This is a genomic window from Arsenicicoccus bolidensis DSM 15745, from assembly GCF_000426385.1.
Classification (GTDB): Bacteria; Actinomycetota; Actinomycetes; order Actinomycetales; family Dermatophilaceae; genus Arsenicicoccus; species Arsenicicoccus bolidensis.
This window is the reverse complement of the sequence record NZ_AUFG01000063.1, coordinates 1-11,979: the sequence shown is the minus strand read 5'-3', so window position 1 is coordinate 11,979 and position 11,979 is coordinate 1. Positions and strand designations below refer to the sequence as shown.

Sequence of the window (11,979 nt, the reverse complement as noted above, 5' to 3'; positions counted from 1 at the left end):
CTATGGCTTGGTTACCCGTTGGCGTCTGCAGTCTCAGGCGGTGACGGTGGTGGTTTCGGAGCGTAGTTCGTATTCGATCGGGGTGCGGTAGCCGATGCTGGAGTGGCGTCGTTGGCGGTTGTAGAAGATCTCGATGTACTCGAAGATCGCGTTGGCCAGCTCGACTCGCGTCTTCCACTTCTTGCGGTTCAGCAGCTCGATCTGCATCGAGGACCAGAACGATTCCATCATTGCGTTGTCGAGGCCGTCGCCGACACTGCCGAAGGACGGCATCAGGCCCGCGGCGCGGATCTTGTCGCCGAAGGCCCACGAGGTGAACTGGACTCCGTGGTCGGCGTGGACGATCCCACCCGGTGCGGGCCGGCGGTTGCGGATGGCCATATCGAGGGCGTTTGATCGTGGCGAGCAGGCCGGGGGAGGGGCGCACGGACTCGGCCAGGTCGAGAGACCCTCGCACGGACCGCTGGACCCCCTGGACCTGGCGGTCGAGCACGGTCATGGCCCCGTAGATGGCGGTGGCTTCGCCGGGGTCGAAACCGATCCCCGCGACCACCCGTTCCCACAGGGCGACCGCCCGACCGAGGACGGAGCGGATGCCCGCGTCCAGAAGCTCGCGCCGCTGTTCGGCCAGGGCAACGCTTCGTGCCAGACGGCTGTCCGCGTGCGGGGCACTGGCGGCGCTCATCGAGAGGGGCCCTCGAAAGAGAACGCTGCCGCAACGTGCGGGGAAGTCTGCTGCTGGGACTGAGAGTGGCCCAGGCGCGCCTGGGCGTCAGCGGTGATGCACTCTGCTTCGGTTGCGACCTTGGCGATGCTCGCCTCAGCCCGGTCCACCGTCCTGCCGAGGTGCCGCTCGTCAGCCTCGGCCCGACCGAGGTCGTTGCTGACCACGCTCAGCGACCCGAACGTCACCGCGGGGATCGTTTGCACCCCCGTCGCATACCCGCCAGGAGTCCGACCGGCCCCGACCCCGTGCGCAGCCGAGTAGAGGTGCTCCGAGGCTGCGGTGGCCATCGGCAGGGCAAGGTCGACGACCTCCCCGACAGCGGCTGTCCGGGCCTCCAGCGCAGCCAGGTCGGCGGCTGCTGGCCCTTCGAGCCCTCCTCGGTCGACCCGTTCCAAAGCTCGCCGGGCGTCCTCGATGGACTCACTGGCCGTCTTCAGGTGCGATGCGATCTCCACGCCGACAAGGGCAGCCGAGTCACAGAGCCAGCCGACGCGACCCAGGTCCTCGGGAGCGACGGACTGCATCCATGACTCAGGGCTCAGGCCACGCGCGTGCAGCTCGGCCTCTGAGAGGGCAGTGGAAGCCGTCGACACCCCCTGGTGGAGGTCGTCCAGACGGAGACGGGCCAGGGTCACTTCCCGGTGCGCGTCACGCAACGCCCAATCCGCCTTCGTCAGCTCCCGCTCACTCATCGCCGACCTCCGGCTCCGCACGGTCGCATCGACTGCTCCAGCTCGTCGATGAGTCTCATCACCTCGAGCAGATGCCCACGCACATACGAGACGGGGTCCGGGATCGACTCGGTGTCATCGACCATCGCACAGTCCTCACGGCGTCGTGGCTGACCCCTGGATGGGCCGCGCTACTTACCAAAGCCGTCGAGCCCCTTCCGAGCGTTCACCACTGATGGAGTACTCGACCGCGTTGAGACTGCAGCGGTGCTGGAGGAGTGTTCAGTCGGGAGGCGTCGGATCACTGTTAGCTCTGCCAGGGGAGGCTGCTAGATGATCCGCCAAGTGGGGCGATGACTCCTGATCATGCCGGTTGCGGATTGGCGCTGTTCGAGATGTCGCGAGGCCAACGCAGCGCTCTACCGGGTCGTCATCGTCCGCATGCGCTTCCACCAACCGACCCTCACCCGAGAGCCGCAACCCGTATAAGAGCGGCAGAGAACCTGGGGCACTTCATCCCGCGTCAAGGAGTTGGCAGGATTTCCTTGTTCTGAAAGTTGGGGATGTTCGGGTCGGCCTGGCCCAGGTGCACCTCCTTGCGTCGGTTCCAGGCGATGGCCTGGTGAGGGCGGACCTGGTTGTACTCGATGCGGTAGTCCTCGGCGCGTTCGGCCAGGACGATCGCGTCGTCGATCTCGTCGATGAACAGGCGTTCGTACTTCAGCGTCCCGAACCCTCGCTCGCGTGACCCGTTCTGCCCGGGCGACTTCACGCGGGTGCGGACGTGCGCGAGCTCGGGGTGGAGCTCGATGAACGCCTCGAACCGGAATGACCGGAACGGACCGCCGTTGTCGGTGACGATCGTGACTACCGGCAGCAGCTCACCGGTCTGCTCATCGACCCGGCAGTCATCGATCATGGGATGCCCGAAGAGCTCTTCGTAGTCGGCCAGCGCGAGCTCGACGGCGTCGATCGCGTCGTGCTGGTTCGCCGTCGGCGACACATGGAACGGGTACTCGTACTTGGACCAGTAGTCCCGGCACCCCGCGATCCGCCACGTCCCGCCCGTGGTGGTCTCGAACTCGGAGAAGTCCAGCTGCCAGACCTGGTTGGTGCCCGTGGGCTCCTTGGCGAACGCAGCCTTGCGACGCTCGGCGAGCTTGCGCCGTTCCCGCTGATACTCATCGGGCAGGATGAGGCAGGATCCGCAGCACGGTCGCCTCACTGACGACGTGGCCGTCGTGGCGGACCAACGCCCAGATCTTGCGATGACCCCACGCCGGAGACGACGACCTCAGCTACCGCGCTACACCACTATGCGGGACTTAACTCCGTGACCCATGCGGAACGTCGTGGTATCGAGGCAAGGTTCCCGGGTGTGTGCGGACTGTGCGGCGCCCCCTTCGACACGGGAACGAGGATCTGCCACCTACCGCCCAGCCGCCGCGGAACTGTCAAGAAGTGGGTGTGCGCACCCTGTCGATTCCCCGATCCGGATCGCCGGATCAACTTGGACTTCGTCATCCAGAAGGCATCTCACCGCATCGAGCACGGGCCGAGCTACACGCCGGGTGCGGCTGAGGTGGACGTAATCATCACAGCCTTCGATGCGGTGGCGAGGCTGTCCGTCGATGAGCACGACCTGGGTGAGTACTTCGCAGCCCATTGGGAGGAAGGACGGTCGCCTACGATCGGCCGCGCCAAGATGTCGATCCTCCTGGACGGCTTACGGAGGGCGCGCCCCGCTCAGGGCTGATCGGTCGGCGACTCTCCGGGCTGCGGGGCGTCGAGGGCATCTGCGATGGCACGGTCTCTCTCGACCGTTGCGCTCTGGTAGTAGAGCGCCATGTCGCCGGTGGCGTGCCCTAGACGATGCTGCATCTCGCGCACCGTTGCGCCGGCCTGTGCGCCGAGCGTTGCCGCAGTGCGTCGCAGGTCGTGCCAGTGGAGATCTGGTCGACCGATGGTTTCGCGGGCTGCGAAGAAGCCGTACGCACCTTTCGCGTAGGTGTGTCGGCCCCGCCGCTCCGTGCGTGAAGCTCGTCCGTACAGGCTGGTGGGGGCCAGCAGCCTGCCGTCGCGCCCGGGGAAGATGAGGTCCTCGCGACTTGCGACGGGATAGTCCTTGAGGTGCTGGGCGAGAGCGGAGGCGACGCTTGCCGGCATGGTCACGCTGCGCTTGCCAGCTGCGGTCTTGGGCGGGCCCGTGTCCTTCTTGCCGCCCGCTCGGTAGGCAGCCCGGTTGACGTGCAACTGGCGCTTTTCGAGGTCGATATCTTTGAGCCGCAGCGCCACCAACTCTCCGAAGCGAAGCCCGCACATGCCGGCAACGAGGGTCAGAGCCTTGTGCTGAGGCGGCATGGCATCGGCAAGAGCGAGCAGTTCCGCACGGGAAAGCACCTGCGGCTCGCGGCTCACCCTGGCTTTACCCCCCGCCTTGACCCTCACGGGGGAGCGGGGGATGACTTCGTCGTCCTCTGCCTGACGCATGATCGCGCCAAGTACCTGGTAGGCGTGGGCGCGTGCTGCCGGGGTTCGCTTGCCGTACGCGGCGAACCAGGTCCGAACGTCCATGACGGTGATCTCGTCGATCGGTTGATCCCCGAATGCAGGGATGAGGTGGCGACGGAGCGAGGTCTCGTAGCTCTGTCGGGTCGTGGCGCGTAGGTCGTGACGACCTTCGAGCCATGCCCTTGCATAGGTTTCAAACGTTCGGTTGCGCCTTGAGGTCTCGCGTGCTTCAGCTTCAGCGGCCTGCTCGGCCGGGCTGCGCCACTCGCCCGAGCGGATGAGTCGGTGCTGCTGGGAGAGCCAGTCCTCCGCATCGCGGCGAGTCAGGAACGTCCGCGAGGCCGTATGAAGAACGGGGACGGTGCGCCCGCCCCGGGTCACTGTGGTCGCGCCGTTGGGGTCCGAGTAGCGGGCCTGGTAGCGCCCGGACCGCATGCGAGTGACCTGCCCGAACCGGCGCTTAGGGTCCTTCATCCCGACTCCCTCTTACCGATGCAACTGCCGCCGCATCGCGAGATGCATCGGATAGTTGGCCATTCATGTCCACTTACGTCCACGCCGCCAGGTGGTAAAGTCCCTGGTAGTTCGGGTGATTGGAAGATCATCGCGGGTGGTGGGATGTAAGGCAAACGAGTCAGACAAAGATTCGAGTCCCTTCACGTCCACCAGCATCATGAGGGACCGGGCGCCATGGGCGTCCGGTCCCTCGTGCGTTGCCGGGGCATCAGTCTTGCGCTGTTGATGCCGGGCCGGATCCGGCTGGTGAGCGGATTGGCCCTGGTCGGTCCTGGGGGTGCACGCTTGACCCATGGCATCCAGCGTCGCGCCCGTGTGGCCCCTCACCGACATCGCCGTGTATCCCGTCAAGGGTGAGCCGGGCCGCCCCCTGCGGCAGGCCGTGCTCACCGACTCCGGCCTCGTCGGTGACCGCGCCAAGCGGCGCCCGCTGCTCGTCGCCACCACCGCGCAGGCCGCCGGCGACCTGCGGGCCAACCTCGTCCTCGACATGACCGACGACGAGCTGGCCGCCCTGGAGGGCCAGGAGCTGCGGATCGGTGACGTGGTGGTGCGGCTCGGTCGCAAGCCGAGCTCCTGCGAGGGCCTGTATGCCGAGACCGTCACGGGCGGCGACCTGCTGGTGGGGGACCAGGCGCGCGTCGTGCGCTGCTGCGCGTCCTTCTGACCACTCGGCGGGAGGTCATGCTGACCGAACCGGGTTGCCCCGCCCGATAGCCTAGGCAGCACGCCACCGCAGGGGTGGCGGCGGCCCCGCGAGGCAGCGGGACGTCATACGAGAACGAACTGGAGACACCTGTGTCAGCCGACATCACCGTGCACATCGCTGGAGACGAGCGAACGGTGGCGGCGGGCACGACTGCCGCCGATCTGTTCGCCGACGACCGCCGGATCGTGGTCGCGCGCATCGGCGGGGAGCTCAAGGACCTGGCGACCGAGCTGCGCGAGGGCGACGTCGTCGAGGGTGTCGACATCGCCAGCGACGACGGCCTGGACGTGCTGCGGCACTCCTGCGCGCACGTCATGGCCCAGGCGGTGCAGCAGGTCAACCCCGCCGCCAAGCTGGGCATCGGCCCGCCGGTCCGCGACGGCTTCTACTACGACTTCCAGGTGGACGAGCCGTTCACCCCCGACGACCTCAAGCAGCTCGAGAAGGTCATGCAGAAGATCGTCAACGAGGGGCAGACCTTCCAGCGGCGCGTGGTCAGCGAGACCGAGGCGCTGGAGGAGCTCGCGGGCGAGCCGTTCAAGTGCGAGCTGGTCGGCCTCAAGGGCTCGATGACGCACGACGACGAGGACGCCGGCGCCGGTGTCGAGGTCGGTGCGGGCGAGCTCACCATCTATGACAACGTGCGCCGGGACGGGACGGTCGCCTGGGGAGACCTGTGCCGCGGCCCGCACCTGCCGAGCACCAAGATCATCGCCAACGGCTTCAAGCTCATGCGCTCGGCCGCGGCCTACTGGCGCGGCAACCAGGCCAACGAGCAGCTGCAGCGGCTCTACGGCACGGCGTGGCCGACCAAGGACGAGCTGCGCGCCTACCTGGAGCGGCTCGCCGAGGCCGAGAAGCGCGACCACCGCAAGCTCGGCGTCGAGCTCGACCTGTTCTCCTTCCCCGACGAGATCGGCTCCGGCCTGCCGGTGTTCCACCCCAAGGGCGGGATCATCAAGCGGGAGATGGAGGACTACGTCCGCCGCCGGCACATCGAGGAGGGCTTCGAGTACGTCGGCACGCCGCACATCGCCAAGGACGGGCTGTTCCACACCTCCGGGCACCTGCCGTACTACGCGGACACGATGTTCCCGCCGCTGCACGTCGACGAGGAGCGTAACGACGCGGGTGAGGTGACCAAGCCGGGCCAGGACTACCGCCTCAAGGCGATGAACTGCCCGATGCACAATCTCATCTACCGCTCTCGCGGGCGCTCCTACCGCGAGCTCCCGCTCCGGTTCTTCGAGTTCGGCTCGGTCTACCGCTACGAGAAGTCGGGGGTCATCCACGGGCTGACGCGCGTGCGCGGCTTCGCCCAGGACGACTCGCACTCCTACGTCACCGAGGAGCAGGCGCCGGCCGAGATCAAGCACCTGCTCGACTTCGTGCTCGGGCTGCTGCGCGACTTCGGGCTCACCGACTTCTACCTCGAGCTGTCGACGCGCGAGACCGAGGGGCCCAAGCGCGACAAGTTCATCGGCTCCGACGAGCAGTGGGAGGTCGCGACCAAGGTCCTCGAGGACGTGTGCCTCGCGTCCGGGCTGGAGCTCGTGCCCGACCCGGGCGGCGCCGCCTACTACGGCCCCAAGGTGTCGGTCCAGGCGCGCGACGCCATCGGCCGTACCTGGCAGATGTCGACGATCCAGTACGACTTCAACCAGCCGGAGCGCTTCGGGCTGGAGTACCAGGCGGCCGACGGCACCCGCAAGCAGCCGGTCATGATCCACTCGGCCAAGTTCGGGTCGATCGAGCGGTTCATGGGCGTGCTGGTCGAGCACTACGCCGGCGCCTTCCCGGTGTGGCTGTCGCCGGTGCAGGTCACGGGGATCCCGGTGGCCGAGGACTTCGCGGACTACCTCGAGGACGTCGCGCGGCAGCTGCGCCGTCGTGGGGTGCGCGTCGAGGTCGACCACAGCGACGACCGCTTCCCCAAGAAGATCCGCAACGCCTCCAAGTCCAAGGTGCCGTTCGTGCTCATCGCGGGTGGCGAGGACGTCGAGGCGGGGGCCGTGTCCTTCCGCTACCGCGACGGGTCGCAGCGCAACGGGATCCCCGTGGAGCAGGCGATCGAGGAGATCGTCCGGTCCATCGAGTCCCGGGAGCAGGTCATGACCGCGCCGATCGGTTCGCCGGAGGCTGCCGAGACGGCTGAGACTGCCTGAGCCACGACGGATCTCGTATGCCGGGAGGCGCCCACCCCAGCACGGGGTCGGCGCCTCTCGCGCTGCTCAGCCCTGCCTGACCGCGGCGAGGACGGTGGCCAGGTGCGCGTCGGCGCGGGCGCCATAGGTCCGGGTGTAGAAACGCTCCATGAAGGCGCGCGGGTCGGCGGGGGAGGGGCGCTCCGACCGGTGCCACAGCTGCAGGGGGACGGCGCCGCGGGGCCCGGGCATGACGTAGTCGCCCTGCCACGGGGCCGGCGCGAAGGCGTGGCGGCGGTAGAAGCCGGCCCGCCGCGCGGCGTCCGGTGACGAGTCGGGTTGCTCGAGCTCGGCCAGGATGTCGCGGTCGCGAGCGGCCCGCACGACGTCCTCGAGCAGGGCGCCGCCGACGCCGCCCGACCGTCGCCGGGGGTCGACCGCGAGGTACTCCAGCAGGTCGGCCCCGAGCTCGCGGTGGGGGACGAGCACCGCGATCGCCAGCACCGTGTCGTCGTCGTCGTCCTCGCGCGCGACGAGGACCTGGCGATCAAGGAGGCGATGCTCGAGGACGTCCGCCGCCGGCAGGCGCTCGTCAGGGGGAAACGCGGCTAGGTAGATCGCGCGGGCCTGGTCCAGGTGGCGCGGCTCGAGGATCGTGGTCTGCATCCGCTCATGCTGCCGTGTCAGGAGCGCGGGATGCCATTGGTTGATCTTTCAAGTAACCATGCGTTATGCTTTGGTCCGTTCAGGTATCCGATCGAAGGACTCTCATGCGCTCCCTCCTGCACCCGCCCGCCGCGCTGCGCGACCTCGCGCTGCTGCTGACCCGCGTCGTGCTCGGCGTGGTCCTGATGGCCCACGGCTGGCAGAAGCTCGGCACGAACGGGATCGACGGCGTCGCTGCCGGTTTCGGCAAGATGGGCATCCCCGCCCCCGAGCTGGCTGCGTGGTTCGCCGCGCTGGTCGAGCTCGTCGGTGGCGCCCTCATCCTCGTCGGGCTGGCCACCCCGCTGGTCGCCCTGCTCGTCGTCCTCGACATGGCCGGCGCCTTCTGGTTCGCGCACCGTGACGGCGGCGTCTTCGTCACCGACGGTGGCTGGGAGCTGGTCGCCGTGATCGCGGCCGCGTCGCTCGCGCTGATCGGTGCCGGGGCCGGCCGGATCAGCCTCGACGGGCTGCTCGGTCGCGGGCGGGGCTCTCGTGACGGTCGTCCCGTCGGCCGCGAGTCGGTCGGGGCCACCCGCGCCTGACGGCCCTGTCTCGCAAGCCGCGCCAGGTATGACGAGGCGCCCACCCCGATGTGGGGTGGGCGCTTCGCGCGTGCTCAGGCCTGCGCGCCGGCCGCTGCTGCTGCCTCGAGGCCCCGGTCGAGGTCGGCCAGGATGTCGTCGATGTGCTCCAGGCCGACCGACAGGCGCACCAGGCCGGGCGTGACGCCGGCGCCGAGACGGTCCTCGTCCGACCCCTGCGAGTGCGTCGTGGAGGCGGGGTGGATGACGAGCGAGCGGACGTCACCGATGTTGGCGACGTGGCTGTGCAGCTCGAGGGAGTCCACGAACGCCCGCCCCGCCTCGACCCCACCGGCGATGTCGAACGAGAACACCGAACCGGATCCCAAGGGGCAGTAGCGGTCCGCGCGCTCCTTCTCGGGGCTGCCGTCGAGCGACGCGTAGTAGACCCGCTCGACCTGCGGGTGAGCCTGCAGGTGCTCGACGACGCGGCGGGTGTTGGCGAGGTGCCGCTCGATGCGTAGCGACAGCGTCTCGATGCCGAGCCCCACGAGGAAGGCGTTGAACGGCGAGCACGCCGAGCCGAGGTCGCGCAGCAGCTCGACGCGGGCCTTGAGGATGAACGCCAGGTTGGCGCCGAGCGCCGAGCCCACCCCGAGGTCGCGGGCGAAGACGAGCCCGTGGTAGCTCTCGGACGGGGTGTTGAGCTGCGGGAAGCGCTCGGGGTCCTGGGCGTAGTCGAAGGTGCCGGCGTCGACGAGCGCCCCGACGATCGAGGTGCCGTGACCGCCGAGGAACTTCGTGGCCGAGTGGATGACCACGTCCGCCCCGTGCTCGATCGGGCGGATGAGGTATGGCGTCGCGACGGTGTTGTCGACGAACAGCGGCACGCCCGCGTTGTGGGCGACCCCGGCGATCCCGGCGATGTCGAGGACCTTCTGGTCGGGGTTGGAGATCGTCTCGCCGAAGAAGAGCTTGGTCTCCGGGCGGACCGCGGCGCGCCACTCGTCCAGGTCGGCCTGGTCGCTGACGAAGGTCGTCGTGATGCCCAGCCTCGGCAGCGTGTAGCGCAGCAGGTTGTAGGTGCCGCCATACAGCGCGGGGGAGGCCACCACGTGGTCGCCCGCCTGCGCGACGTTGAGGATCGCGAAGGTCGTCGCGGCCATGCCCGACCCCAGAAGGAGAGCGCCCACGCCGCCCTCGAGCGCCGCGATGCGCTCCTCGATGACGTTGTTGGTCGGGTTGCCGAGGCGGGTGTAGATCGGGCCCAGGTCCGTCAGCGCGAACCGGTCCGCCGCGACCTGCGCGTCGTCGAAGACGAACGAGGTGGTCTGGTAGATCGGCAGCGCCCGCGCGCCCGTCTCGGAGTCCGGGTTCTGCCCGGCGTGGATCTGCTTGGTCTCGAATGCCCAGTCGCTCATGGGTCGTGCCCTCCTTGCTCGCGCTTGCCGCCGCGTCGGGTGACGCCGGGGCCAGGTCCTCACCCGGGGCACCCCGCCGCGTGGGAGGGTTGCCGGTCAGCTGGCCGGGGCCGTGCTGCTGACGCTCATGACCTGCGGCGACTCTAGGAGTGGTCTCGTGGGGTGAGGAAGTGGCGTCCCGGCATACGGACCGTCGTCTCCGGGAGTGACGGTTTGGTCACGAGGAGGTGCCGAGACCCTCGACCGGTGGTTCACTGTGGCCATGAGCGCCCCCGCCCACATCCGCCGTGCCCGCCCGCACGACGCGTTCGCCGTCGCCGCGATGATGCTGCAGCTGGGCAGAGAGCGCGGCGCCTCGCCCGACCCCGAGTTCATCGACCGGTTCGCCGACGCCTGGCTGCGCAGCAGCGGTTCTCACGCCTACTGGCTCGCCGAGATCGAGAAGCGTCCCCTCGGCATCGCCGGCGTCACCCTCGTCGAGCAGCTCCCCGTCCTCGGAGGACCGCGGCGGTCGCGGTGGGGCCAGGTGCACACGATGTTCGTCACGCCGACCTTCCGCCGGTGCGGGATCGGCGGTCAGCTGGCCCGCGAGGTGTTCGCGTGGTCCTCGGCCGAGGGGCTGACGCACCTGCGCGGCGACCTCACCGAGCTCGGCCCGGCCGCCGCCGGCATCTCCCGCCGCCTCGGCGGTCGCCCCGCTCACGACGGGATCTTCGAGTCGGTGCTGAGGGTCCCCGCCACGCTCTTCTGAGATCATCTGGCCTGGTTCACGGCCGGGTATGACGCTGCGCGGCAACGCAAGACGGCGATCCGCGTGGCGGCGTACAGCCTGGTGATGTCGCTGGTCGTCATGGTGGCGGGCAAGGCGATCCTGGGGTTCTTCGGCGTCGCGGTGGACGACTTCCGGATCGCCGGGGGCATCGTCCTGCTGACGATCGCGCTGGGCATGCTCGGCGGGCAGGGGAGCACCGCGCACTCCGGGACGCCGAGCGAGCAGCAGCACCAGGCCGAGCACGCGTCCACGTCCGACGTGTCCTTCTATCCGATGGCCTTCCCGATGATGGTCGGCCCGCACCATCACGACGCTGATCGTCCTGACCGGCTCCGCGGACGGAGCGAGCGGGTATGTCGCCGTCGCCGCCGCACTCGTGGTCGTCGTGCTGGCGCTGCTGCTGGTCCTGTGGTTCGCCCCTGCCATCGGGCACCACATGTCGCAGACGTTGCGCGTGATCATGACGCGCCTGATGGGGATGATCCTCGCCGCGATCGCCGTCGAGATGGTGGTCGCCGGGCTGCAGCACGTGTTCCCGCAGTGGGTGCGCTGACGCGGCTGCGATCACCTGCTGGTCGAGACGCTTCAGTACTGCGGTTCGTCGCAGGAGCGGATGAGCTCGGCGGTGATGCGGGCCCAGGTGATCTCGATGTCGTGGGGGTCGTCGTCGTGGTTGCTGTCGGGGGTGGTCGTGTGGGTGTGGCGTGCGGCTGCGGTGTCGGGGGTGGGGATGGTGGGGTCGTTGGTGTGCAGGTGGGTGCGGGTGAGGGCGGCGGTGATGGCGGTTTCGGCGAGGGATGGTTCGCCGTGGGGCGTCTGGTCGTGATCGTCGTCGTGGTGATCGTCGTGCTCGTGGTGTTCGTCGTGGTGGGGGTGGCCGGGTGGGTAGGGGTAGGGGCTGGTGGTGGTGGTGTGGCCGAGGGTGGTGGTGAAGGTGAGGTGGCGTGGGGGTCTGAATCGGCCCCGGTCTCCTGCCGCATCGTTTCTGGTTCAGGAAGGATGGGGTCCATGCCCAAGAAGTACACCGCCGAGGAGCGGGACCGTGCCGTGCGGATGGTCCGTGAGCAGGTGCCCGAGTTCGGGTCAGTGACGGCTGCCGCTGGGGCGGTGGCGACCCGGTTGGGGATGTCGCGGGAAACGATCCGTAACTGGTGCAAGCAGTCCGAGATCGATGCCGGCCAGGCCGTTGGGGTCACCAGTGACGAACGCACCGAGATCAAAGAGCTGAAGGCCAAGGTGCGCCGCCTCGAGGAAGACAACGTGATTCTGAAGGCGGCAG

11 protein-coding genes, 3 pseudogenes and 1 riboswitch are annotated in these 11,979 nt (G+C 68.8%); of the genes and pseudogenes, 8 read left to right on the top strand and 6 right to left on the bottom strand.

Going from position 1 to position 11,979, the window contains the following annotated elements; genetic code table 11:
• Positions 1–33: 33 nt before the first annotated feature.
• The 3 genes and pseudogenes from K313_RS0118695 to K313_RS21775 form a co-directional block, all read right to left on the bottom strand.
• Positions 34–393, bottom strand: a pseudogene (locus K313_RS0118695) (transposase); the annotation flags it as partial.
• Positions 394–681: 288 nt separating this feature from the next.
• Entirely contained in the window at positions 682–1,419 is a 738-nt protein-coding gene (locus K313_RS0118690; protein ID WP_029212907.1) for a hypothetical protein, read from the bottom strand.
• 502 nt (positions 1,420–1,921) lie between these two features.
• The gene (locus K313_RS21775; RefSeq protein ID WP_240484013.1) at positions 1,922–2,623 is read right to left on the bottom strand and encodes an integrase core domain-containing protein; all 702 of its coding nucleotides are present in this window, start codon (positions 2,621–2,623) and stop codon (positions 1,922–1,924) included.
• 285 nt (positions 2,624–2,908) lie between these two features.
• Between K313_RS21775 and K313_RS0118675 the strand changes: the two genes are divergently transcribed.
• The gene (locus K313_RS0118675) at positions 2,909–3,154 is read left to right on the top strand and encodes a hypothetical protein (RefSeq protein ID WP_029212906.1); all 246 of its coding nucleotides are present in this window, start codon (positions 2,909–2,911) and stop codon (positions 3,152–3,154) included.
• Here K313_RS0118675 and K313_RS0118670 read toward each other — a convergent pair.
• Entirely contained in the window at positions 3,145–4,383 is a 1,239-nt protein-coding gene (locus K313_RS0118670) for a tyrosine-type recombinase/integrase (protein WP_029212905.1), read from the bottom strand. The two genes, K313_RS0118675 and K313_RS0118670, sit on opposite strands and share 10 nt — an antisense overlap.
• A 334-nt stretch (positions 4,384–4,717) precedes the next feature.
• Here K313_RS0118670 and K313_RS0118665 point away from each other — a divergent pair, with 334 nt between their 5' ends.
• Together K313_RS0118665 and thrS are read left to right on the top strand one after the other, a co-directional pair.
• Positions 4,718–5,092: a hypothetical protein gene (locus K313_RS0118665; RefSeq protein ID WP_029212904.1), complete on the top strand. Its 375-nt coding sequence runs from the start codon at positions 4,718–4,720 to the stop codon at positions 5,090–5,092.
• A 131-nt stretch (positions 5,093–5,223) separates the two neighbouring features.
• Positions 5,224–7,299 (top strand): threonine--tRNA ligase, encoded by a 2,076-nt coding sequence (gene thrS, locus K313_RS0118660; protein WP_029212903.1) that lies wholly within the window; start codon positions 5,224–5,226, stop codon positions 7,297–7,299.
• 66 nt (positions 7,300–7,365) lie between these two features.
• Here the strand turns inward: thrS and K313_RS0118655 are convergent, their stop codons facing one another.
• Positions 7,366–7,944 (bottom strand): GNAT family N-acetyltransferase, encoded by a 579-nt coding sequence (locus tag K313_RS0118655; protein ID WP_029212902.1) that lies wholly within the window; start codon positions 7,942–7,944, stop codon positions 7,366–7,368.
• 104 nt (positions 7,945–8,048) lie between these two features.
• On the opposite strand from K313_RS0118655, the gene K313_RS21770 reads away from it, so the two are divergent.
• Positions 8,049–8,528, top strand: coding sequence for a DoxX family protein (locus K313_RS21770; RefSeq protein WP_051274224.1), 480 nt, complete (start codon positions 8,049–8,051; stop codon positions 8,526–8,528).
• Between the two features lie 74 nt (positions 8,529–8,602).
• Here the strand turns inward: K313_RS21770 and K313_RS0118645 are convergent.
• Positions 8,603–9,979, bottom strand: a pseudogene (locus K313_RS0118645) (bifunctional o-acetylhomoserine/o-acetylserine sulfhydrylase); the annotation flags it as partial.
• A riboswitch (SAM riboswitch) is annotated at positions 9,944–10,061 on the bottom strand. It overlaps the preceding pseudogene by 36 nt.
• A gap of 129 nt (positions 10,062–10,190) precedes the next feature.
• On the opposite strand from K313_RS0118645, the gene K313_RS0118640 reads away from it, so the two are divergent.
• The 4 genes and pseudogenes from K313_RS0118640 to K313_RS23750 all read left to right on the top strand — a co-directional run.
• On the top strand, positions 10,191–10,679 hold the full coding sequence (locus K313_RS0118640) for a GNAT family N-acetyltransferase (protein WP_156911470.1): 489 nt from the start codon (positions 10,191–10,193) through the stop codon (positions 10,677–10,679).
• Between the two features lie 63 nt (positions 10,680–10,742).
• Positions 10,743–10,940 (top strand): annotated as a pseudogene (locus K313_RS24930) (MarC family protein); the annotation flags it as partial.
• A 64-nt stretch (positions 10,941–11,004) separates the two neighbouring features.
• On the top strand, positions 11,005–11,253 hold the full coding sequence (locus K313_RS24760; protein ID WP_205621905.1) for a MarC family protein: 249 nt from the start codon (positions 11,005–11,007) through the stop codon (positions 11,251–11,253).
• Between the two features lie 194 nt (positions 11,254–11,447).
• On the top strand, positions 11,448–11,979 hold a 532-nt coding region (locus tag K313_RS23750; protein WP_338021339.1), incomplete at its 3' end, for a transposase.